Source organism: Bacillus aerolatus (genome assembly GCF_009183655.1).
Lineage (GTDB): Bacteria > Bacillota > Bacilli > Bacillales > Domibacillaceae > Pseudobacillus > Pseudobacillus aerolatus.
Genome location: NZ_WEIO01000002.1, coordinates 375,925 through 399,179, shown reverse-complemented (window position 1 = coordinate 399,179; position 23,255 = coordinate 375,925). Strand labels below are relative to the sequence as shown.

Sequence of the window (23,255 nt, the reverse complement as noted above, 5' to 3'; positions counted from 1 at the left end):
CTGTTTGTATGAACTCTGTTTCCTGTCCCTTTATATATATGTCCTCTAACAATTCTTTGAATTGCTGTTGAGACAGCTTTTCAGATATGTTCATTTATTCGTTTTCCTCACTTTGCCAGGCTTTCCGGTACCATCTCATACGAAAAATCCCCACTTTCTTTTAATAAGCGGGGATTTTCTTCATCTATTATATTTGTTATTTCTTCATATCCATTGGGGTTATTGGATTGCCATCTCCAGGAATCCGCACACATTTCCTCAATCCCTTTTTCTGCAGTCCACCCAAGTTTTTGTTGGGCTTTAGAAGGGTCTGCATAGCACACCGCTATGTCACCAGGTCTCGGGTCAACGGTCTTATAAGGTATCATTACTTCTGATGCTTGCTCAAAGGCTGCGACCACCTCTAATACACTATATCCTTTTCCAGTCCCAAGATTATACGCATCAATTCCGGTTGTTTCCATTACTTTTTCAAGTGCTTTTAAATGCCCGTTTGCCAGATCAACCACATGAATATAATCCCTTACACCAGTCCCATCATCCGTTGGATAGTCATTCCCATAGATACTTAGTTCTTTTAACTTTCCAACCGCTACTTGAGTAATATATGGCATTAAATTATTAGGAATTCCATTCGGATCTTCACCTATAAGTCCGCTTTCATGAGCTCCAATTGGATTAAAGTATCTTAAAAGAGCAACACTCCAATTGCGATCGGACTCGTACAGATCACGTAAAACCTCTTCAATCATTAGCTTTGTTCGGCCATACGGATTCATGGCCCACAAGGTAGAATCTTCGCAAATTGGTACGCGCTCTGGCACTCCATAAACAGTAGCCGATGAGCTAAATACTAAGTTTTTCACACGATGTTTCTTCATCACTTTACACAATATAATTGTACTTGCAATATTGTTATAGTAATATGAAAGCGGTTTATGAACTGATTCGCCAACTGCTTTTAATCCGGCAAAATGAATAACGGCTTCAATTGTATTTTCGACAAACACTTTTTCCAGCTTCTTCTCATCTAATATATCAATTTGATACACTTTAAAGCTTTTCCCTGCAATCTCACTTACACGCTTTAATGACTCAAGTTTACTATTGATAAAATTATCGACCACTACAATTTCATAACCCGCATTTAACAATTCGACGCACGTATGACTGCCGATATAACCGGCCCCTCCAGTAATGAGTACAGCCATTTTTCATCAACCTCCCTTATTTCAAATTAAGCTTCCATTAATTGATACAATTTCTCTACTTCAGCCATGTTCCCATAATCCTTTTTACGAATATTTGAGATTAGATTTTCCTTTAAATCCTTATCATCTACTAACCTCTTTATCCCGTTTGCGATTCCAGCAATAGTAAGCGGTGTGATTAACGCATCAAATTCATCTCGAGCTTGGCTTTTTGCGGTAGGAAAATTAGTTATGACGACTGGTTTTTCTAGAATTTGTGCTTCACGAATAGTAACGGCCTTGCCTTCATATCTAGATGGCTGCACATAAATGTCACATGCTTTTATGTAAGGATAAGGATTGACCTTCTTTCCTAATAAAAAGAATCGATCTTGCAGATTTAATTCATTGATTAGTTTTTTCAACTCATCTTCAAGAGGACCGTAGCCTACCACATACCATTCAATGTCATATCCGTCGTCGAGCAACTCCCTACATGCTCTCACAGCCTGATCCAAACCTTTTGCATGTGAAAGCCTTCCTACCGTTACTAACATTGTTTTCCCCGGCGCCTTCTTAATTTCTATAGGAACCTCTAACTTAGCTTGTTCTTTAACCATTTGGGGTGAAAGAATATTTTCGATCACTGTCGTTTTTTCCTTATAATCAGGAAATACATTCAGGAAGGTTTTGGAACATTCTTCCGAAACGGCCACGATATGATCTACCTTATTCCACATACGGCTTTCTATTTTTTTATTTACGTAGATATTGGAGTAATCCGTATGTACCCAACCGATTCTTTTCTTTGCCTTTACCTTTTCTCCTATAAAATGATGTGGCCATAGGAAACCTATAGCCACATCATATTCTTTATTTAATTTTGGAAGAAAGGGATTTGACATTTCCCAGCCATATTGAATAGTCAAATACCCCGGTTCATCAATACTTTTCATTTTCCCGTGCAAGGAACTTACAGATCTAGCTAGTAACCTGGAAATGCCAATCGAATAATATCCTTCTTTCACAGTTTGATGAATTGATTTTCTAAAGGTCGCATATTGAGGAACTTCCGCCAAAAGGTTCGGCCCTGAAGGCAGAAATGGAAGAAATTCTCCTTCATGTTTAAAAAGCATTAAGTCTACATCATATTTACTATAGTCTAGATGATTTAATAAGCCGATTAAACTGCGCTCTACACCACCTATTGCTAAATCAAAAGAAGAGATTAAGATCTTTTTCTTCATTATGTAATACCCCGCTCACTTAAGATACCTTATGATTACTGGTTTTGAAGCCCATATAATCTTAACCAATCATTCAAACTTTCTTGAATATTAAAACCAAGTTCAGAGATATTTTTAATAATCAAATTCTTATTTGGCCGCTCAATGAAAATGGCGGCTTTAATACTGTCACGCCATTGATCCATATGATCGTCAAGATTTAAGTATTTTACTAGCCCTAATCCCATATCCGTACTGCTGGGTACAGAAGATGATGCTACGCATGGAATCCCAGAACTCTGAGCCTCCAGCATGACGATACCGAAGCCCTCAAATAAGGAAGGGAATAGAAAAACATCAAAAGCATTCATAAGCCTAGGTATATCTGTTCTTACCCCTAAAAACCTTATATGCTTTATTAATCCCAGTTTTTCAGCTTCTTTTTCAATTGTTTCTCTCAAAGGGCCATCCCCAATTAAAATAGCGACAAAACGAGAATCCTCTTCTGCTATACTTTTCAAAATTTTTAAAATAAATAGATGATTTTTCGATTCTGAAAAACGGCCTACGTGACCGATTATTTTTGTCTCTTCCGCTAAATGAAGCTCCTTTAACACACTCTTTCTACTGCCCGTGCCCGGATCACTGTGCGTATATTGGCTCATATCAATCCCATTTTTCAGAATATCAACTTTATTGTTCATGATTGCACTTTTTCCAAATAAGAATCCCGCCGCTTCTTCGCTGCAGCTACAAAACCTAGTTGCGGAGAACTTAATTACTGCTTGAAGTGTTTTTAACATAAACCTTTCTTTTAAACCGTTTTGTTTTAACCAATTATTGCTATGCGAATGGCAAATTCGGTGTTCAATCCCACACATTTTTGCTGCTAATGCCGGAAAGCCGCTCTGATAATCAGTATGGGCATGTACAGCTGCATAATCATTAGCAGACATCACATCCTTCAACCGCTTTACATAGTTAATAGGACCAGCTGTCCCTAAACTCGGGATGCTATATATTTTTCCGCCCATTGATTTAATTTCATCATCATAGTCTCCCTTTCCATGACTGTGAGTAACAAAATCAAATTGGACTTTCATTCGATCTATATTTCTATAAATATTCATAATCAATGTCTCGGCTCCGCCCCGCCCCATTGAGCTTACAATGTGCAGGACTCTTTTAGGATATCCTGGTTTTGTCATATTCCTCCTCCTTTCTGTACTTTACTTAAAAGAAATCGTCAAAAAAATCACTTTTATAAAAAACATTTAAACTAATGACATTTTCATAATAGTAGTATACAAAATAACAAATCAATAATGTGTAATAAACGAACCTTTGATCTTTTTTACTGAAAAGCTTTATGATCCAGGAAATTAAAATAATTTGATACAAATTAAAGTAAATAGAAACTCTTGCAAAAATCCAGCTCTGTGTCGAAATAATCATAAATACAAGTCCTATTAGCGCCATATTCACGATGTAATCGCTGCTTGGAAATACCTCTCTAAGTCTTTCTCTGCCAAGATAGGCAATGATTAGCGGCACAGCGGCTACTGCCACCCTAATTGTGTTTGCTCCACCTTCATCAAAACCTGAATATTGTCCATACTGCGTGTCCTCAATAGTCGCAAATAAAATGGCTGAAAACTGCTCAAAACCAATAACAATTAAGATAGAGAAAAATAAAAGAATATATGTTGCTTTAGACCACGCCTTATATCTAACTAGGAAATAAATAGGCATAAGTATTAATGCACTTTGATGAAACATTGATGCCAAAAGAACGATTAGGAAGTACTTGATCCAATTTCCGTTGATTAAATACTTGGTCGCAGTAAAAGCTATGGCGGCAGCTAGTACTTGCCTAATACCGTTCATTGAAACTAAAAATAAGCCACCTGTAATATAAACATAAGTGCTTAGCTCAAACATTCTTGAATACTTAAATAAAACAGAAATAATAAGGACATTTGTGATCAAAGCCGTTGTAAAAATCATAATTTGAGGATCTTCTGAATATTTTTTTAAAATCATTTGCAGAATTCCAAATCCCATATCTTTCTGAGAAGTAATATACTCCCACGTAAAATCATTTGTCTCATAGAGATGTTTATAAAAGTAAGTATCCCCTATATTTGATCTTAGGCCTGAAATAATTATTAATGATAGCAAAGCACCTAACACTAAGGTTTTGTTCGGTTTTACAGGAACCGATGAACCTGTTGCTAATGCTGGCGCAGCAAAGTACCTTGCAAAAAAGGAAAAAATAAAAACGATAGCAAGATTCAACCATAGAAAAGTCATTTTATATTTCCTTTCAAGACAGATAATTTCTTATAACATCTGGTGTACACAAAAAAGACTGCTGAGATCATTAGCTTAACTCTGTGCAGTCCTAGTTTTAGATGTAATATATACATATAATAGTGCGCCTAACGGAATAGCTAAAACAGTTAAGCCTTTGCTTGGGGTTTCTTTTAAGAACCTTTTATTATTCATCAATAAACTGCTAGACACATAATGGATAGCTTGCCGAAATTTAAACGATACACTTGCAAAAGGTAACGTCATTAATTCTTTGCGGTAAAATGCAAAGCCTTTTGGATTTTTTCTATATTGATTCAACATATTGAGTGATGAACCATCGGAAAGGTACTCTACACAACAAAGTACTTCATTCATGAGAAGCATTTCGTATTGTTTATCTAACATATAATATTTGTAAGCCAGCCCTACATATTTTTCATTTTGAAAAATAGGATATGGATATTGTTTTGTTAATTCTGTTCGATAGACGAGCTTTTTATCACCCGATACACCATGCTTATTATAAAGGTCAAACAATGTAGAGCTTTTCCGATCTTCCGGCAATTTGGTGCCAATTACTTCATTATTTGTGTATGAGTCCAGTCCAATCATGCCACTTACTTTTTCACTGCCGTACTTGCTCCAAAATTTCGTTATCTTTTCCACAGCCTCTTCTGGCATATAATCATCGGAGTCTATGCACACATTCAATTCAGTATCAATCAGTTCATAGGCAGTATTATGAGCACCATGCATCCCTTGATTTTCCTGCCAATAATATCTGATTTCGATTTTATTTTCTTTAATCCAGCTATTTACCAAATCCTTTGTATTATCTATAGAACCATCATCGATAATTAACCAGATGAAATCCTTACACGTTTGGCGAACTAGACTTTTGTAGCAAGCTTCTAAACAATATGCACGATTATACGTTGGAGTAAATACTGTTAACATTTTCATACTTTTATTCACCCTGAAATAGTTAAGTAAAAATCTTCAATTTTATTTGCAGTTGCGGTGATATCATACCCTTGTTCTATTAAAGACTCTTGGGCATTTGTTCTTGAAATTCGTTTTGATGAAATTCTTTTTACCATATCCATCCATACCGCTTTATCATCCAAGGGAGCATAATCGACTAAGTCCATTCCTAGATCCACTTCTAGTGAAACACGATCTGATATCAAGCAAGGTACCCCTGCCCCTTGAGCCTCAATTAATGAAACGGGTAAACCCTCATGCAAAGATGGAAATACAAATATGTCCATTGCTTGAAGGATTCGATTAATATCACTTCGTATTCCAAGAAACGTAACCTTCTCTTCTAATTTTAAATTCTGTACTTTCGCCTCAATCTCCTTACGTAAAGGACCATCACCAATTAATAACAAGACTGCATCCTCATTCTTTTTAGAGAGTTCTTCAAAGACATCTATTAAAAAAGAATGATTCTTCTGATGAGCGAACCTTCCGACATGTCCGAGGACAATGGATTTATTACTTAGCTTTAATTCCTCTCTTACCTCTTTTCTAACCTCATTAGAAAAAGCAAACTTCTCATATTCGATCCCATTTTTCAGAATATGGGTATCGCTATATTTCGCATGAAATAACCATTTAGCAGCATAATTCGAACAGGCAAAGAAAGTAGTAGCATTAGGGATGATCAATTTTCCTGCAAACCATTTATAAGTTCTTATAGCTACCCCTCCTTCACTTTGTGTATTATGACTGTGTGAAATACGAATAGGAATCCCAGCTTTCTTGGCTGACCGAAGAACGAATCCACTCATCTTATCCATGTGCGAATGAACGATTTTATACTCTTTATGGGTAGAAAAAAATTGGTTTAATTCCCGGATATACTTGAAGTGCCCAACCTCTGAAACATAGGAAATTCTATGAATCTTCCCGCCCATTTTTATAATTTCTTCATCAAAAGCTCCTGGCTTACATGTTAAGAAATCAAATTGAACCTTAGACCGATCGATATTCCGATATAGGTTCATAATGAGCGTTTCAGCACCACCACGGTTCATATTTACGACAACATGTAATACCTTTAATGGATTGCCCACTGAACTTCCTCCATCTCATCCATGATTTTTTTATACATTTTTCTCTTCTCTTCTAAAATTTTATTTAAACTGTATGTTGTTAAAATTATTTCCCGACTTTGTGATCCAAATTGTTCTCTTAACTCTTGGTCTCCGGCAAGATGAATGATTTTATCAGCCATTTCTATGCTGTTGTTTCCGACAAGCCAGCCATTTTTATTATGAGAAACGAGTTCTCTATGCCCTCTGTTATTAACAGCTATAACAGGCAGCGCGCAAGCCATGGCTTCCATTATGTTGACAGGCAGACCTTCCCGTAAACTTGAGGCCACAGCAACATCGCTCATTTTTACTAATGATTCGATATCATTTCGATAGCCTAAGAAATCGACCATCTCTTCTACTCCAAGCTTGATCGAGAGTCTTTTGCAATGTTCGAGCAACGGCCCCTCCCCGGCTAAAAGAAGTTTTGCATTTGGCAATTGCTTCTTAACTAAGGCTGTTGCCTCAATAAGAATTTGCTGGTTCTTATTCTTATTAAATTCAGCTGCATAAAACATCAAAAAAGCATCATTACAATAATGATACTTTGCCCTTAGTCCTGCTTTATCTTTTTCGGGAGTAAATCGTTCTGTATTAACTCCTACGCCATGAATATGTTCAATTTTACTTGCCTTAAAATGGTGGTTGAGTGCGAGTCTATAATCCTCTTCATTAATCGTAATTAAACAATCGGTATAACGAGCCAGCCATTTTTCAATTGGATAATAAACGAGCCAGTTTAGAAAAGATGCGCCTTTGCAAAAATGAAAGCCATGTGCAGTATAGAGCACTTTTGTATCATGTTTTCTCGCTTTTCGTGCAGCTAACCTGGCTAAGACTCCCCCCATCGGCGTATGGCAATGAATGATTGTATACTGATTTTCATCAATAATTGATTTCAACTCGTTAAATGCCCCTATATTTTCCCTTTTAAAAGGAGATCTTTGAATAGGTATGTTATACTTCTTGTCTACATAAGGAAGTTCTAAGCTGCCAGCTGCGGCAATATGAACTTCCCACCCTTGCTCTTTAAACCATTTTAAATACGGTAAGTGAAAGGCACTAAAGTGAAAATCAACCGTTGCACAAAACAACACCTTTTTTCTCATAGCTTAACCTATTTAATCAATTGTCTATCAAGAGTGGATGATAGATAATCTAATAGTTCTTTTTTTAAATCTTCTCGTTGTAAGGCAAACTCTATCGTCGTTTGAATAAATCCCATCTTCTCCCCAACGTCATACCGAATTCCTTCAAAGTCATAGGCATAAACCGCCTCATAAAGGTTTAATCCAGCAATGGCATCTGTCAATTGGATTTCCCCGCCAGCCCCCGGCTTTTGTTTACTTAATATTTCAAAAATTCTTGGGTTAAGAATATATCTGCCCATAATGGCTAAATTAGAAGGTGCCTCTGCTTGCTTCGGCTTTTCTACTAAACTATTGACGCTATAAAAACGTTCTCCTATTAGATTTCCATCAACAATTCCATATCTTGAAACTTCCTCTTCGGCAACCGACTGAACCCCGAGTATGGATGCATTGTACCTTTCATACTGTTCCATCATTTGCTTAAGGCAAGGTTTTGCCGACTTAACAATATCGTCACCTAATAGAACAGCAAATGGTTCATTTCCAATAAACTTACGTGCACACCAAATGGCATGCCCCAAACCCTTTGGCTCTTTTTGACGAATATAATGAATGTCCACCATCTTTGATGACTTTTGAACTGCATCTAACAAATCCAACTTTCCTTTTTCTAACAAATTTTGCTCTAATTCGAAGAAATGATCAAAGTGATCTTCAATCGCCCTTTTCCCTTTTCCAGTAACGATAATAATATCTTCAATTCCTGACTCAATAGCTTCTTCGACAATATATTGAATGGTTGGTTTGTCAACAATAGGCAGCATTTCTTTTGGCATAGCCTTTGTTGCTGGGAGGAATCTCGTTCCTAAACCAGCTGCTGGGATAATTGCTTTTCTGACTTTCATTTCCTTCACTCCTCTTTAACCTGAAACTGTCATTACTGGCTCAGGTTTCGCTTTAACTTTATTATTCGCTAAGTAAATAAGTATTGCTCTTAGTATTTCTTTATCTAAAGCGGTATAACTTTCGATAATTTCATCAATTTCTTCGAGATATAATTTTGCTGTTTTTCCAATGTAAATATTAGGGTATACTTGCTGTTCATTTATTTCATCTTCTTTTAGTAATTCTTCAAAAAGTTTTTCACCGGGCCTTATTCCAGTGAACTCTATTCCGATTTCTTCAATAGAATAACCAGATAGCTTGATTAGATTTCGAGCCAGATCGACTATTTTTACTGGATGCCCCATATCTAACACAAAAATTTCTCCGCCTCTGGCCAGCGCTCCGGCTTGAATGACTAACCTTGAAGCTTCGGGTATGGTCATAAAATATCGAACCATTTCAGGATGTGTAACGGTAACTGGACCGCCCTTTTCTATTTGTTTTTTAAATAGTGGGATAACGCTGCCACGACTTCCTAAGACATTACCGAATCGAACGGCAACAAATTTGGTTTTGCCTTTTTTATTCATATCTTGAATAATCATTTCGGCAAGCCTCTTTGTTGCTCCCATTACACTTGTAGGGTTAACGGCTTTATCCGTAGAGATCATTACAAACGTTTCTACTCCATGCCAACTTGCCGCTTCTGCCACATTTCTTGTTCCAATTATATTGTTTTTAACGGCTTCTTCCGGATTGCGCTCCATTAGAGGCACATGTTTATGAGCAGCAGCATGGTAAACAACATCAGGCTGATATGTACTCATCACGGACATCATTTTTTTTGCGTCTTGCAAATCAGCAATTTCAGTCAAAAATTCGATCTGCAAATGTCCAAATTGTTCTTTTAACTCCAGTTCAATCGAATAAATACTATTTTCGCCATGTCCTAACAAAACTAGTTTTTGAGGCTTAAATTTAGATATTTGACGGCAGATTTCGGAACCAATTGAACCTCCCGCACCGGTTACTAATACTACTTTATTAGTTATGCACTCCGAAATACTATCAATATCTAAAGCAATTGGTTCCCTTCCTAAAAGATCCTCCACCCGCACATCACGAAACTGATTAACGGCAATTTTCCCAGTAACGAGATCCTCCAACATAGGAAGGATTTGTGTTTTGGCTTTTGTTTTTGCACATTGTTGAAAGATAGCGTTTAATTTTTTCTTGCAAAGTGAGGGAATAGCGATAATAACATGCTCTATTCTTAATTCTTGAATAGTCTTTTCCATGCGATTTACACTACCCAGTACTGGAATTCCCAGTATGTCTAGATGATGTTTCTTCATATCATCATCGATAAATGCAATTGGTAGTAAATCTGTATCGTTACTTTTCAATAATTGCCTCGCCACCATCGTCCCCGCAGAACCGGCACCAATAATTAGAGTTCGTTTTTTGTTATTGTTTTTGTTCAAATAGTTATCACGATATATTCTCCAACAAAATCTTGAACCGCCGATGAACACCATATGAAGCAGCCAAGTGACAATAAGCAACCTAAAATGAATTTCATTCACCATAACTTGCTGCACGAAACTAGCAGTTAATATAGCTAAAGTAACTACTTTACAAATAATGATTAATTCCCCAATGCTCGCATATTCCCATGCTTTTTTATAAACTTTAAATATAAATGAAAATATATGATGACTTAATATGATAGAAATAGAACTGGCCACTATTGGAAAAGTAATAACGTGAAGGCTGGCGTTTACTAAAAAACCCCCGAAGAAGATAGCGGTTAGTACAATACAAGTATCCACAATAATAAATAAAGATAACCTTTGCTGGTAGGACATAAGATCTCCCCTTTTAATAACTTCTTTTAATGACTTCCGTCAAATTAAAGATCTTAATTATATTGTCTTCTTAAAAACCGCATAATTAAGATCTTTAATATTACATAGGGCATTTAACCCCCCCTCACATCACACTACTGACGACTGGCGTCTAAGGTCTTTCAACCCACAGCATAATCGAGTGCCTCCATTGATAGTGGTAAGGAGACATCACCATACTAAATTACATATAAAAAGAATAAGTTGTTCTTAATAAAGAACGAAGAAATCAAAAAATATATGTTTGTTACGAGTTATAGTACTATGTTCTAGGTTTTTTCATTTAAAATCACGCCTACAATTTGAGCTTTTGCATATTCTAGAACTTTTTTCGATTCAAAGGCATTTTCGATATTTGTTTTATCTTGCCTAACCACTAATACGACTCCATCACATAAGTTCGCTATGATTTTCGGATCGGTTACTTCAAGGACTGACGGTGAGTCTATTAGTATCGTTTCGTATAAAGGGCTTACTTTTTGTAGTAATTGCTTCATCATTTGAGATGCTAATAATTCAGCTGGATTGGATGAAATAGCTCCGCTTGTTAAAATGTCCAAATTTTCAATTTTCGAAGAATAAACGGCTTCTTCAAATATCGCCTCTCCCATAAGAACATCTGTTAATCCGCTCACATTTAACGTTTCAAATGTGCTGTGGATACTCGGGTTTCTTAAATTTCCGTCTATAAGAAGTACTTTCTCTCCCTGTTGAGCCATCGATACGGCTATGTTAGCGGCTGTAGTAGACTTTCCCTCCTCTTTACCGGGAGAAGTAATTAAAAGTTTGTTGCTTTTTTTGTCTCCGTTTATAAATTGAATATTCGTTCGTATCGTGCGAAATTGTTCGGAAATTATAGACTCCGGATTTGTGTGAGTAATTAAGTTTCTTTTTTTTATTTTATTTAAAACCAATTGTTTCACCTCTGAACTTTAACTTCGTTTGCCTGCTTTTCCTTTTACTAATATTCTTTCTACTCATTCTAGAAACACTTCCTATAACTTGGACCCCTAACATCTTTTCTATGTCATTTTCTGATTTAATTGAGTGATCTTGAGAATCAATTAAAAACACCAACCCAATGCCTGCTATTATTCCTAAAATAAAAGTTGTCAAAATAACCTTGTTCCCATTGCTTTCATTAATGGGATTAGGATTAAACCTAGCCCCTGATAGAATCCGAACATTCTTAAAACCAACAATAGCCAGAATCTCTTCTTTAAATACTTTTGCAGTTGTATTCGCTATTTTTACAGCTTGTTCTGGATCCAAATCGGTAGCACTGATCTTTACTACTTGGGATTCATCGATACTTTCTACATTGATTTGTGAGGCCAATGCTTCCGGTGATTTTTCCACCCCTAGTTCTTTAATCACTTTTTCTAAAACAACAGTGTCTTTAATAATTACTTGAAGAGTTTTTCTGTACTCCGCATCTGCACCGATAATAATATTCGTTGAAGTTTGATATAATAGAGGGCCTTTATTGACATTACCATAGAACCAGCCGGCTATAGTTGCCAATATGGTTATCAGCGCAACGAGCCAAAGGCGTTTTTTTATTACCCTGTATAACTCCTTTAAATTAATTTCCTTTGCTATTCTTTTATCCATGCTGTTCTCTTGACTTGAATGATTCATAAAAACCACCTTATTGGTATGACTTTTTATGTTCTTATTAAAGAACAAATCAATCAAAAAAAATACACCCAAATAGATACAAAGCGTGATTTCATACCGTATTTTAGTTAACTAAAACTCCTATTATATTCTTTATTTTAGTTCTTAATAAAGAACATGTCAACACTTATATTTTTTCGGCTTTTAAACCAAAGCAAGTCTTCAATTATAAAGCAGCTTCCATTTGCTTTCTTAGGAGATTACTAAACATACCGCTTTTTTCACTTGCTAACTGTTTGAATTCACCCTTTTGAATAATTTCACCCTTATCTAGTACAACTACTTGATCCGCATTCCTAATAGTGGAAAGACGATGTGCAATCACAACAATAGTCATTTTACCTTTTAGTCTTTCGAGTGCTTCTTGAATTTTTGTTTCATTCTCTGTATCTAATGCACTTGTTGCTTCATCTAAAACAAGAATAGACGGTTTCCTTAATATTGCTCGAGCAAGAACAAGACGTTGTCGTTCTCCACCAGAGAGTCTAATTCCCCTGTCGCCAATGAGTGTATCTAATCCTTGAGGAAGCTTTTTAACAAAATCATCGGCAGCAGCGAATCTTAACGCTTCCCAAATCTGTTCCTCGGTTGCATCTGATTGAATTAACAGTAGATTTTCTCTTATCGTTGTATTAAATAAAAAAGGATCTTGTGGTACATAGCTAATAGAACGTCTTAATGCCAGGAGGTTTTCTTTTGATAACGGAATTCCATCTAAAAGAATGTCTCCTTTTTCAGGCTGATTAAGCCCCATTAAAAGGTCAATCAAAGTACTTTTACCTGCCCCAGATTTTCCGACTACGGCTGACATCCGATTTGAAGGAAAGAATACATTAATTCCATTTAAAGCATATACACTTTCACTTTGATTATACCGAAAGAATACATTATTACATTCAACTCCTTCTTTAATATGTATAGGCTTTATTTTTTGAGAATTTAAATCATCCAACTCTTTAGCCATCTGGGATTCATCTTTTAGTTTTATGACTGCTTTCAAGGCCGGGGTGACAGCCGCTATTTGTTCCAAGTTTGCCTGAATTCCCGTCACCCTTGGCCATAGTCTTGTGAAAATGATAATAATCAACATCAATTGAGCAGCTTGAGCATTAAATAGATTCACAGATAAAAATATAAAAATGGATATTAATACGGCAGATGCAATTTTATAATAAAACTGGGAAGCAGTCTTTAATGTTATATACTCCATCTGCTCATCATACATACGTTGTGATATAGACTGAAACCAATTCATTCTCGATTGTTCCAACGTGTTACTTTTAATATCCTTCATACCGTTAAAGTTATCTGTAATACCCGCCAAAAAATTTTGCGCTATCTCAGATGTTCTGCCCCCTAGTAAACGGGATCTTTTTATGAATCCTCGAGAAAAAATGGTTAAAATAAAACCGCTTAATAATACAAACGTTGTAATTGCAGGCGATAACAAAAAGGCAATACCAATCTGAATGAATGTAAAAATAATAGCCGTTATGAGTTGTAAGAATGTATTAGTTCCTGCACTAACACGTGCTAATTCTGCAGTTATCGTATTAATAAGATCAGATTTCCTCCTTTTTACATAAAAGCTCCAATTTGCATGGAGTAAATCCTTATAAATTTCCAATCGTAAATGTCGAGCAAAGCCATGCTGAATTTTTACGTTTTGAATGGTCACATGTCGATGAATTAGATTTTGAACAATGTTAACAATTAAAAACATGACAAGTATAAAAGACAGCCCTAATGTAATAGGAATTTGTTGAAGAAACTCAAAAGCTTTTGTTGCAGCTGAGTTTCCTGTCTCAAAGTTTACAATTCCACTATAACTAATTACAGGAATCAATAATATTAGTCCAATACCATCTAAGAAGCTTATAAGTATCATACCTAGGAGATTAATATATAGTTTATTCCCGGAATATGAGTATAACTGCTTAAAAAAATATAATACAGGTTTCATTATAAAATCCTCCTAAGATAATGCCTGTTTTCTCGTTTTTCTCCAAACCCATAAAATAGGCCGCAGAGGAAAATACAGAAAATGGAGTTTAGTTGGTAAAGGCAATGTTTCAGCATCAGTGTAGTATGGATGCAGCACGCTCAGCATGTATAAAAACTTTTGCTGAAATGACATTAATGAAAATAAGTGCAGCGAATGATATTTAGCTACATCTTTAGGAACAGGATCAGTATGTAAATTCACTATTCTTTCAGAGTAAAATATCGCTTCCTGGGCTAACTTTTTGGGGCGGTTTCCCCTTGTTAATGGCTGCATTTCTTTAATTAAAACAGTTTTTAATAATTGTTCTGAAAGAATAAGTGATTGTCCTCCGATATGACAGCTTTGATATCTTTTTAATTGTTTATTAAGGGCACTCCAATTTAAGTCTTTTTTCACGATTTGATGAATATCTACCAACCAGCGCAAGCGTGACCAACCGTGGCGTGCACCGTGCGTGACAAGAAAAAAAAATAAGTCTTCTGGGCCCATAAAGTAGGTTGGATAGCTAGTAATCGAGCTTTTCCTTTTTCTTCTCCATAATTCATTAAATGTTGGCTCTTTGCCAGGAGCAGGATTGAGTCTCCAATGGATTTCAATTTTAGTACCCTGAATTGGATGATAGTAAGTGAAGTGGTGATGCCTCCATTTCCAATCATTTAGCAGTGTTTGTATATACTCGTCTTTTTCATACCCTAGATCTACAAGCAATTCATTTGCTTTTTGTAAATCATCTATAGGAATGAGGATATCTAAGTCTCCGCACGTCCGCTTAGAGATATCCCCATAAAAATCGGCAGCAAGAATAGGGCCTTTAAGAAAGAGAGGGTGTATGTTATTTTCCATAAATAATTGGCTTAGCTTTTCCATTTCTCCACATAAGTGAAGCATCTGAAAGGTATTTTTTCTATAGTAATATGACAAGGACTGAAGGACTTCTGAAGGAAACCAGCTGTTTTCCATTTTCACTATTTTAGAATATAACAATGGGTAGAGGCGATGATGCAGCGCTAGTTGGAGAAACAAATCCCAGTCGGTATCATCGAACCAATCCTTAGAAATACGATCATCGTTTTCAATTTTAATAATTTCTAGTATGAGCTTCAGTTCTTTCGGAAGATTTGTTAGGTTTAGATCAACATTTTTATTCATAACTTTCCCCTTCTAACGAATTGTCGCTAATCCTCTTAGCAAACATACTAACGACCGTAAATTTCTCCATCCCTTCCGCACCCGAAATATAAAAAGAACCGCTTCGCAGCCATGCATGTGCAATCATTTTTCCAGCTTCATCTCTAGCAGTTCCTAAATAAAGAGTACTATCAATCCCTCGCCTTTCAAGCATTTTCATTCCGGCAATCGCCTTGACAAGGCATTGGCTCTCCCAGAAAGTATATTTGCTCATTATATGGATAGCATGAGAAATATTTTTTATTTTTTCATTGTTCGAATCAATATAGTTATAAGAAGTTTCATGCATACGATCACCTAATGAAGGAGCCACTTTAGAGAATGGAGTCAGTTTAAGAATTCGAGCCCATCCTAAAAAAAGAAACGCTTCAATAAAAAGGAACTTTGCTTTTGGACACAATGATAAAAATGTAATAATCTTGGATAAAACTCTCATCATCTTTTCCCCTTAAAAAGTAAACTGTTAAATTTCCTTGTTCACAATTTCAATTAATCCTTCAGCAAATAAGTGATTTAAAAAGGATGTCACTTGCTCCTCACACTCGTCTTGTTCTACTTGAAACCTAGATAATAAAGTAGTAACCATTTGATTTACTGTAATTGGTGCCTGCATCAGATCCCAGATCTCCCCGCCCATCTCACCTAGATTGTAATATTTCCCATTATTAATGCTTAACATCACTTTTTCTCCGTCCATATCACTGACAATATTGCCCTGTCCTTGTGTAACTTCATAGTTTAATGAAATATTTTGGTTTGTAATCATACTTCAACCCCCTTATTGATTGTTTTTAGTATTAAGGATGTTAAATCATTTGCTGTAAATCGGTTGATCGGCCGCTGCAATTGGTACACTTGAATTTTATTGGCAATTTTCGCTGTCATTTGGAAATGCCATTCCATTAAGCCAAGCCGGGCAATTAAAAAATTACGGTACGTATGATAAAACAATGTATGCAATCGTTGGAGACTCGAGATAGGGTTTATCACAATTTCATTCGTATCTGCTTTAACTAATTCAAACACTCCTGCTAGCGGGAGTGATTTAGCTGCAAATTGAGATGTGACCGGAATAGCAAATTTCGTTTCGCGATCGAATATTGGCCGATATTCATTTGCTTCCATTCCAAATGCATCTAAACTCTCCTGCCAAAGCTTTTGCTGTGGATATGCAGGAGTTACGATAGGAATGTTATCGCTAGTAAGGGATACTGGTATGACATCATCGCTTAATAGCTGATATCCTTTATTTAAAAAGGCTGAAGCAAGAGTCGACTTTCCTGCCCCCGAATCACCCACAATCGCATATGCTTTTCCATTAATGGCAATTGCGCTTCCGTGTAAAGGCAGGGTTTTTCTTTGCAATAACAGGGCACCCATACAAGTACCTAAAATATAAAGCCGTACATGACCCTCATTGGAACCATTCATGGGTGAAACAATTATTTTCTCCCCATTCTCTATATAATAAGTAGCCGTATTCGGTATTTGAAACAAGACTGAGTTTTCCTTCACTATAAAATAGCGGTTAGGTTCAGCTAATTCATTCCATAAGTCTGTTAAATCCGCTAATTCTATTACAATATCAATTCCTTTCCCTTTATCAGTAATCTCGGGCAATTCCGGCAAAGGGATTTCACTCGTAACATTTAAACCGAAAGCTTTATAAACGACTTTATTTAAAGTACTTAACATATGACCTCCTGGCTTTCATGTGAAGTTAATACTTAAGCCCCCTTATACGTTATGTGTTAGTATAAGGGCAGCCAAACCGTAAAGCTTAGAAGTTAACTATCCAAGGGGCTGCTGCCGCCGCCTTTTGGCCTACAACTTGCATTTGACATCCCATCATGAGTTTCGCCTCTTGGCGCCTCCGACACATCAAAGCAATCAGGGTTTGCATTTCCGGGTCCATTCATTGTCATACTAATATCAAGGACTTCCAATACTGGCATTTTCCATTGCTGCTTCATACATTCACCTCCTTTTCAATTCAAGCTTTTTAGAAACCGATAAACAATTAAACTGCGTGTCACTATTTTAAATTCATCAGTCCATGTGAGATCCGGGCTAGGCTGTTCTTTTATGTAAGCTATTGCCTTCTTAATTACTTCTATATTAAGAATTTCAGTCATGATCGGATCGTTGCTTAGCTCATATAGTTCATCAATGAAATAAGTCCACCTTGAACTCATTCGGTGTACTGTGTCTGCCCCTTGAATACCGCGTATAGAATGATTTAACCTGACTTTTTCAGGAAGGATGTTTTTTGTTGCTCTTCTTAAAAATGATCGTTCCATCCCATTTTGGACATATTGCTCTTTGGGAATGGATAAACAAAATCGGATGACACGTAAATCGTTTGTTGGATCACGGTCCCATAATGAATAACGTAAAGATAATTTCGTCGTTGCCGTCCCGCTCTTATTCCAAAAATAAAGGTGATCATAATGTTTCCTTCTATAATCGTTAAGATCTCCACGAAAAGTTCCCGATACATCAACGCCATATTGTTGAAGTCTATTATATACATCCGTTTTCCGGGCAAATGCTGGATTGATAAAGGACGGGAAATGATAGTCAGATTTTTTATTCGCCGCTAACAGTCGAGCAATAGTGGGAAATGCATTTCTCGCCACCATTGGCAGCATGACTCTTTTACCTGTTTTAAAATTTCTACAGTATGCATCCAACTCTTTGTTTAAGTGTAATAACTTTAACTTTTTTAACAATGAAGCATAATAGTCCATATTTAATTTCCACGATCCCCATGAGATGGAGTGATTGCCTCTTGCACCGTTTAATAATATTTTCACACCTTCGTTATGAGCCTTCTCGTTAATTCCTTTAAGCCAAAAGGCATTCTCAAAAAATTTATAGGGCATTTCCATTAGCCCTAAGAAATCATCCACTTCCGATAATGGGCTTTTCCCCACAAAATCTAAGTATTGATCCTTGATATTCCCTACATGTTGAACAGTTTCTTTTATAAAAGGTCTTTCATCTGCTCTATAATAATTAGGTGTCCAATCAGTAAAAGCATCTTCCGGTATGTAACTGTACGTATGTAATTGTTTGTTTTCTTTGTTAAGAGCCTTTGCAGCAAAACTAACAACGGATCCTGAATCAAGTCCTCCGCTTAAATGAGCTCCAACATTCCCGCATGTACGTAGCTTCTCGGTAACTGCTAAATTGAAAACATCTCGAAAAGCTTCCTCGTATTCTTCATCAGACTTTAAGTTTAACGTCTCGATTGAACCTAAACTCCAATATCTTTCAAGTGATACGTTACCGCCTTTAATCGTAATCGTATGGGAAGGTGGAAGCTGGTTAACATTTTTATAAACTGTCGTATTTATATTTGTACTTTCAACAATTGTCGGAATAACTAAAAACTCAGCAAGCCACTCTTCATTTAACTTTTTTTCAATGTATGGCAGCTTGAATAAGGGCTCAATAATTGTACAAAAGGCAAATCTGGAGTGGTCATTATAATAATAAAGAGTACGTGCTCCTGAAAAATCTCTTGCACCAAAAAGGATTTTTTTTCTTTCATCCCAAATCATAAAAGCAAAATCGCCTATTAAATATTTGGGGGATTCCTTTCCCCATTTTAAGTAAGCCAGTACAATTAATTCACTATCTGTGATCTTATTTCTCTTAGCCTGATTGACTTGCAGCCTTTCAAGTAATTCTGAACGGTTATCAATAATTGCATCGCAAGTAATAGATAATTGTTTTTCAGAATCATAATAAGGTAAGCGCTCACCAACCGACTCGGGTGTGATCCATTGGTTATGGCAACCTAAAAACACGTTCTCATTTTGCCAGGTGCCAATATCATCACAAGGATATCGCTCAAAACTTTTCATTATATCGTTACTGTGCTCAATATTAATCGGCATCTTATTTATCTGATAAATCCCAGCAATGGCACTCATTTCTTCTCCCTCCTCTCTTTACCATCTCTAATGAAAAGCAACAGTTCATTCACCGTTATTAACCCGAATATAAGTTTATTAAAAGCCTTATTATGTATTTTGATCAGTCTGAAAAGAAATAAGTATTGAAAGCCCTCATACAATGCAAATCGTATAAGGGCGGAAACGTAAATATTTCTTAAAATTAACTATAATGCACTACATCAAAGAGAGGTGCATCTGGATCGGGCTGAACAGCATCGGGAGTTTTATTCCCTGGTCCCGCCATAGTCATACCTACATTAAGTACTTCTAATTCCGGCTTTTTCCACACTTTTTTCATCTTGTCACCTCCTTTCAATTCAGCGTTTTGATAAAACGATACAAAATTAAACTCCTCATTAAAACTTTAAATTCGAATTCGAATGCTAATTCTGGTTTTGGGCTGCTTTTAATAATCGAAAGACATTTTTCTAATACATTAATATCCAATAATTCTCGTATTAGTGGTTCTTTTTGTAGTTGTTCAATTTCATCGATAAATCTATCCCAAATTGGCTTCATGCGATGTACGCCGTCTGCACCTTGAACTCCTTTAGTGCGTAGGTTTAAACGAATGTTGTCAGGCAAATATCCTTCTGTTGATCTTCTAACTAAAGATCGATCGAACCCGTTTTGTACATATTGGTCTTCTGGAACTGATAAACAAAAGCGGATTACTCTTAAATCATTCGTAGGATCACGGTCTACTACCCTATAATTTAAAGATAGCTTTGATCCATATGTTCCAGTTGTGTTCCAGTAATACAATTGTTGAAACTGTTGCATTCTTATTTTATATGAGTTAGAACCCACTCTGCCTTTAGTATCAATGCCATGTTCATGTAATTTCTCTAATACTTTAGTTCTTAAAGCAAAGTCTTTATTTATAAACATAGGAAAATCGAATTCCTTTGAATCTTGAACCTGATATAAAAGGGGAAATGCCTTTTTATTGATTGCCGCTAATATCTTTTTCTTACCAGCCCCTATATTTTTACTAAATAGGTGTATTTCTTGATAAAACCGCAACCATTTCATTTTTCTTAGTAATAAAGCATAATAGTCCCAGATAGGCCCCCAAGATATGGACCAATTCCCCCTCTGTCCAGTTAAAAGGACACCAATTCCCTTTTGACTAGCTTCTTCGTATATCCCCTTTAACCAGAATGTGTTTTCAAAAAACTTATAGGGCATCTCTAATGTTTCAATCCAATCATCTATCTCTGAATATGGATTTCTTTCTTCAAAGCTTAAATAATTTGCTGACATATTTCCTACATGTTGTACGATCGATTCAACCTGCGGTCTTTCATTGGCAATTCTACTTTTATGTGTCCAATCCACAAAATCATCTACAGGAACGTAACTGAATGTATGTAATTTTTTATTTTCCTTTAATAGAGATTTAGCTGCAAAGCTAGCGACTGATGAAGAATCCAGTCCCCCGCTCAAGTGGGCACCAACGTTATGATGAGTACGTAACCTCTCATCCACTGCTTTTTGGAAAACATCCCGAAAAGCCTCTTCGTACTCTTTATCTGACTTTAGTTTTAATTTATTTCCCTCGGGCAGGGTACAATATCTTATTAATGTTACTTTATTATTTTTAACTGAGATTGAATGTGAAGGTGGTATTTGTTCAATGCCTCTATATACTGTTGAAGATGGATCAACCGAATCATACATTCCTGGATTCGCCAAAAATTCAGCAAGCCACTGTTCATTCAAACCTTTCTTTATATAAGGTAAAGTAAATAATGGCTTTATAGTGGTGCAAAAAACAAATCGTTGCTGACTACGGAAAAAATATAATGTTCTTGTCCCAGAAAAATCCCTCGCCCCAAACAATTTCCGCTCTTTTTCGTCCCAGATCATAAAGGCAAAATCACCCACTAGAAACTTCGGTGACTCTTCCCCCCACTTATGGTAAGCAAGTAAAATTAATTGACTATCAGTGATCTTTTTTCTATCCTCCCGATCCACTTGTAATCTCCCAAACAATTCTTCCCGATTATCAATGATGGCATCAGCTGTAATGGCCAATTGTCTTTCATAATCATAGAATGGTAATTGTTCCCCTACAGATTCAGGTGTAATCCACTGGGCATGACAACCTAAAAAGACATTTTCTTTATGCCAGGTCTGAATATCATTGGCAGGAAACTTTTCTAAAGTCCCCATCATTCCGCTGCTATGATCAACAGACACTGGTTCCCCATTTAGATGATAAATACCAGCTATTGCACTCATTTCTCTCCTCCAAAGTACACCATTATGCACAGTAAATCCCAAAACATATGTTGCGCTTGTTCTTGTTGAAGAACAAATGTGTTAAATTTCGCTTATACACAACAACGCTTCACATTTACGGAAACCTTCATTGATTTGCTTTATTCATTTGAATAAATAAAGTGCTAATTTTTTAAAAAACCTTTTCATAAAAAAATCCCTGGTTCTTTATTAAGAACATTTGTAAAATAAATGTAACATCACCTCTATCCGGTGTCAACTGCTTATAAATTATTTTATTTAAGTGTTTTCAAATTTTAGTTAGTTAACTAGACATCTCATCCTATAAAAATGCAAATATATAAGTATAGGTGAATATGATTTTTAATTTTTTTAAAATTTAAATTGACTTTTTTTCTAAAAAAAATTATATTCAAGTAGTAAATCTGATTTATTACGTAATCCCCTATTAGAAAGGAATGACAACTTATGTCAAATAACATTTATGGAAATACACCTTGTTTTCTCGGTGCAAAAAATATTTCAAAAGACAAAGCTACGAATGATGTAGACGCAATTGTATACGGTATTCCTTGGGAAGGTGCCGTTACGTGGGGAGATTACACAGGATGTGAGCTCGGACCGAAAGTTATGCGCCTATGCTCAGGCCGATACAGTGGTTATTTACCTGAACTCGATCATATTGATGTTTTCGAACATATAAAGCTTGGCGATGCCGGCGATATTGATGTTGTTCCGGCAGATGTTGATGAAACAATGCGCCGCATTACAGAATTCACAGGCAACCTTTGGAAAAGCGGCAAATTCTTAATTGGACTTGGCGGCGATCACGGCGTTACATTTCCAATTGTGAAAGCGTTGACAGATCAAGGCAAAAAAGTGGGCATTATCCACCTTGATGCACATTATGATAACTTGCCGTCCCATAACGGTGACCAATTTGCACGTTGCAGTCCATTTGCACGTTTATATGAATTAGACGGAGTGCGAAATGAAAGCATTATCCATACAGGAATTCACGGACCAAGAAACCAGCCGCAAGCCGGACGCAATGCGAAAGCAGCCAATGCGGTCACGATTACAATCAATGATATTCGCGCTCAAAAAGATTTGAAAGCATTTGCAAAAGAAATTCATCAGCTTGCTAGTAAAGATGTTGACTGCGTTTATTTAAGCATTTGCAGTGACGTGCTTGATTTTGCTTTTAATCCAGGCGGCCCTGTCGATGGAAACGGTTTGACATCTTATGAATTACTGACACTTGTGCATGAAATTTGTAAGGAAGGCGTTATCGGCATGGACTTTGTCGAAGTGTATCCACAACAAGATCCAAGCCAATTTTCAGCGCATTTAGCGTCAACCATTATTTTGTATGCTTTAGCGGGCGTTATTTTGAACAAAAATCAAAATAATGACTAATTCGTAAAGTGCAGGTGTGCAAAGTGGGGACTCA

General features: G+C 36.2%; 21 protein-coding genes. 1 reads left to right on the top strand and 20 read right to left on the bottom strand.

Features of this window, described 5'->3' with window-relative positions; translation table 11 throughout:
* Positions 1–107 precede the first annotated feature (107 nt).
* From galE to F9802_RS05460, 20 genes are all read right to left on the bottom strand, one after another.
* Complete coding sequence (gene galE, locus F9802_RS05555) at positions 108–1,211, bottom strand: UDP-glucose 4-epimerase GalE (protein WP_152150156.1); 1,104 nt, start codon at positions 1,209–1,211, stop codon at positions 108–110.
* A gap of 26 nt (positions 1,212–1,237) precedes the next feature.
* Positions 1,238–2,440, bottom strand: a complete 1,203-nt coding sequence (locus F9802_RS05550) for a glycosyltransferase (RefSeq protein WP_152150155.1) — start codon at positions 2,438–2,440, stop codon at positions 1,238–1,240.
* A gap of 32 nt (positions 2,441–2,472) precedes the next feature.
* Positions 2,473–3,624, bottom strand: coding sequence for a glycosyltransferase family 1 protein (locus F9802_RS05545; RefSeq protein ID WP_152150154.1), 1,152 nt, complete (start codon positions 3,622–3,624; stop codon positions 2,473–2,475).
* A 25-nt stretch (positions 3,625–3,649) separates the two neighbouring features.
* Positions 3,650–4,729: an EpsG family protein gene (locus tag F9802_RS05540; RefSeq protein WP_152150153.1), complete on the bottom strand. Its 1,080-nt coding sequence runs from the start codon at positions 4,727–4,729 to the stop codon at positions 3,650–3,652.
* A gap of 75 nt (positions 4,730–4,804) precedes the next feature.
* Entirely contained in the window at positions 4,805–5,695 is an 891-nt protein-coding gene (locus F9802_RS05535) for a glycosyltransferase family 2 protein (RefSeq protein WP_152150152.1), read from the bottom strand.
* 8 nt (positions 5,696–5,703) lie between these two features.
* Positions 5,704–6,813 carry a glycosyltransferase family 1 protein gene (locus tag F9802_RS05530; protein ID WP_152150151.1) on the bottom strand — a complete coding sequence of 370 codons (1,110 nt, stop codon included), beginning with the start codon at positions 6,811–6,813 and terminating at the stop codon, positions 5,704–5,706.
* Positions 6,798–7,943, bottom strand: coding sequence for a glycosyltransferase family 4 protein (locus tag F9802_RS05525; RefSeq protein ID WP_152150150.1), 1,146 nt, complete (start codon positions 7,941–7,943; stop codon positions 6,798–6,800). Before F9802_RS05525 ends, F9802_RS05530 begins: the two co-directional genes overlap by 16 nt.
* A gap of 8 nt (positions 7,944–7,951) precedes the next feature.
* A complete protein-coding gene (gene galU, locus F9802_RS05520; protein ID WP_152150149.1) occupies positions 7,952–8,830 on the bottom strand; it encodes a UTP--glucose-1-phosphate uridylyltransferase GalU in 879 nt (292 codons plus the stop codon).
* 15 nt (positions 8,831–8,845) lie between these two features.
* Complete coding sequence (locus tag F9802_RS05515) at positions 8,846–10,678, bottom strand: polysaccharide biosynthesis protein (protein WP_152150148.1); 1,833 nt, start codon at positions 10,676–10,678, stop codon at positions 8,846–8,848.
* Between the two features lie 308 nt (positions 10,679–10,986).
* Positions 10,987–11,631 carry a CpsD/CapB family tyrosine-protein kinase gene (locus tag F9802_RS05510; RefSeq protein ID WP_152150147.1) on the bottom strand — a complete coding sequence of 215 codons (645 nt, stop codon included), beginning with the start codon at positions 11,629–11,631 and terminating at the stop codon, positions 10,987–10,989.
* Positions 11,618–12,358, bottom strand: a complete 741-nt coding sequence (locus tag F9802_RS05505; RefSeq protein ID WP_152150146.1) for a YveK family protein — start codon at positions 12,356–12,358, stop codon at positions 11,618–11,620. Before F9802_RS05505 ends, F9802_RS05510 begins: the two co-directional genes overlap by 14 nt.
* A gap of 205 nt (positions 12,359–12,563) precedes the next feature.
* On the bottom strand, positions 12,564–14,360 hold the full coding sequence (locus F9802_RS05500) for an ABC transporter ATP-binding protein (protein ID WP_152150145.1): 1,797 nt from the start codon (positions 14,358–14,360) through the stop codon (positions 12,564–12,566).
* A 12-nt stretch (positions 14,361–14,372) separates the two neighbouring features.
* A complete protein-coding gene (locus tag F9802_RS05495; RefSeq protein WP_152150144.1) occupies positions 14,373–15,551 on the bottom strand; it encodes a nucleotidyltransferase domain-containing protein in 1,179 nt (392 codons plus the stop codon).
* Positions 15,544–16,026, bottom strand: a complete 483-nt coding sequence (locus tag F9802_RS05490; protein ID WP_152150294.1) for a lasso peptide biosynthesis B2 protein — start codon at positions 16,024–16,026, stop codon at positions 15,544–15,546. The genes F9802_RS05495 and F9802_RS05490 overlap by 8 nt, the downstream gene beginning before the upstream one ends.
* Positions 16,027–16,053: 27 nt before the next feature.
* Positions 16,054–16,356 carry a lasso peptide biosynthesis PqqD family chaperone gene (locus tag F9802_RS05485; protein ID WP_152150143.1) on the bottom strand — a complete coding sequence of 101 codons (303 nt, stop codon included), beginning with the start codon at positions 16,354–16,356 and terminating at the stop codon, positions 16,054–16,056.
* The gene (locus F9802_RS05480) at positions 16,353–17,285 is read right to left on the bottom strand and encodes a phosphoenolpyruvate carboxykinase (ATP) (protein ID WP_152150142.1); all 933 of its coding nucleotides are present in this window, start codon (positions 17,283–17,285) and stop codon (positions 16,353–16,355) included. The genes F9802_RS05485 and F9802_RS05480 overlap by 4 nt, the downstream gene beginning before the upstream one ends.
* 92 nt (positions 17,286–17,377) lie before the next feature.
* Entirely contained in the window at positions 17,378–17,563 is a 186-nt protein-coding gene (locus F9802_RS20200; protein WP_152150141.1) for a paeninodin family lasso peptide, read from the bottom strand.
* A 15-nt stretch (positions 17,564–17,578) separates the two neighbouring features.
* Entirely contained in the window at positions 17,579–19,531 is a 1,953-nt protein-coding gene (locus F9802_RS05470; RefSeq protein ID WP_152150140.1) for an asparagine synthase-related protein, read from the bottom strand.
* A 184-nt stretch (positions 19,532–19,715) separates the two neighbouring features.
* On the bottom strand, positions 19,716–19,853 hold the full coding sequence (locus F9802_RS05465) for a paeninodin family lasso peptide (protein ID WP_152150139.1): 138 nt from the start codon (positions 19,851–19,853) through the stop codon (positions 19,716–19,718).
* 14 nt (positions 19,854–19,867) lie between these two features.
* Positions 19,868–21,802: a lasso peptide isopeptide bond-forming cyclase gene (locus F9802_RS05460; protein WP_152150138.1), complete on the bottom strand. Its 1,935-nt coding sequence runs from the start codon at positions 21,800–21,802 to the stop codon at positions 19,868–19,870.
* A gap of 468 nt (positions 21,803–22,270) precedes the next feature.
* Between F9802_RS05460 and F9802_RS05455 the strand changes: the two genes are divergently transcribed.
* Positions 22,271–23,221, top strand: a complete 951-nt coding sequence (locus F9802_RS05455) for an agmatinase family protein (protein WP_152150137.1) — start codon at positions 22,271–22,273, stop codon at positions 23,219–23,221.
* The last annotated feature ends 34 nt before the right edge of the window (positions 23,222–23,255 follow it).

Excerpts from the sequence above, each read along its gene's own strand:
- F9802_RS05490 (WP_152150294.1), bottom strand. The coding sequence starts at position 16,026 with ATGAGAGTTTTATCCAAGATTATTACATTTTTATCATTGTGTCCAAAA.
- F9802_RS05480 (WP_152150142.1), bottom strand. The coding sequence starts at position 17,285 with ATGTTAAGTACTTTAAATAAAGTCGTTTATAAAGCTTTCGGTTTAAAT.
- F9802_RS05545 (WP_152150154.1), bottom strand. The coding sequence starts at position 3,624 with ATGACAAAACCAGGATATCCTAAAAGAGTCCTGCACATTGTAAGCTCA.
- F9802_RS20200 (WP_152150141.1), bottom strand. The coding sequence starts at position 17,563 with ATGAAGCAGCAATGGAAAATGCCAGTATTGGAAGTCCTTGATATTAGT.
- F9802_RS05505 (WP_152150146.1), bottom strand. The coding sequence starts at position 12,358 with ATGAATCATTCAAGTCAAGAGAACAGCATGGATAAAAGAATAGCAAAG.
- F9802_RS05470 (WP_152150140.1), bottom strand. The coding sequence starts at position 19,531 with ATGAGTGCCATTGCTGGGATTTATCAGATAAATAAGATGCCGATTAAT.
- F9802_RS05495 (WP_152150144.1), bottom strand. The coding sequence starts at position 15,551 with ATGAATAAAAATGTTGATCTAAACCTAACAAATCTTCCGAAAGAACTG.
- F9802_RS05460 (WP_152150138.1), bottom strand. The coding sequence starts at position 21,802 with ATGAGTGCAATAGCTGGTATTTATCATCTAAATGGGGAACCAGTGTCT.
- F9802_RS05500 (WP_152150145.1), bottom strand. The coding sequence starts at position 14,360 with ATGAAACCTGTATTATATTTTTTTAAGCAGTTATACTCATATTCCGGG.
- F9802_RS05455 (WP_152150137.1), top strand. The coding sequence starts at position 22,271 with ATGTCAAATAACATTTATGGAAATACACCTTGTTTTCTCGGTGCAAAA.
- F9802_RS05485 (WP_152150143.1), bottom strand. The coding sequence starts at position 16,356 with ATGATTACAAACCAAAATATTTCATTAAACTATGAAGTTACACAAGGA.
- F9802_RS05535 (WP_152150152.1), bottom strand. The coding sequence starts at position 5,695 with ATGAAAATGTTAACAGTATTTACTCCAACGTATAATCGTGCATATTGT.
- F9802_RS05540 (WP_152150153.1), bottom strand. The coding sequence starts at position 4,729 with ATGACTTTTCTATGGTTGAATCTTGCTATCGTTTTTATTTTTTCCTTT.
- F9802_RS05465 (WP_152150139.1), bottom strand. The coding sequence starts at position 19,853 with ATGAAAAAAGTGTGGAAAAAGCCGGAATTAGAAGTACTTAATGTAGGT.
- F9802_RS05525 (WP_152150150.1), bottom strand. The coding sequence starts at position 7,943 with ATGAGAAAAAAGGTGTTGTTTTGTGCAACGGTTGATTTTCACTTTAGT.
- galU (WP_152150149.1), bottom strand. The coding sequence starts at position 8,830 with ATGAAAGTCAGAAAAGCAATTATCCCAGCAGCTGGTTTAGGAACGAGA.
- F9802_RS05515 (WP_152150148.1), bottom strand. The coding sequence starts at position 10,678 with ATGTCCTACCAGCAAAGGTTATCTTTATTTATTATTGTGGATACTTGT.
- galE (WP_152150156.1), bottom strand. The coding sequence starts at position 1,211 with ATGGCTGTACTCATTACTGGAGGGGCCGGTTATATCGGCAGTCATACG.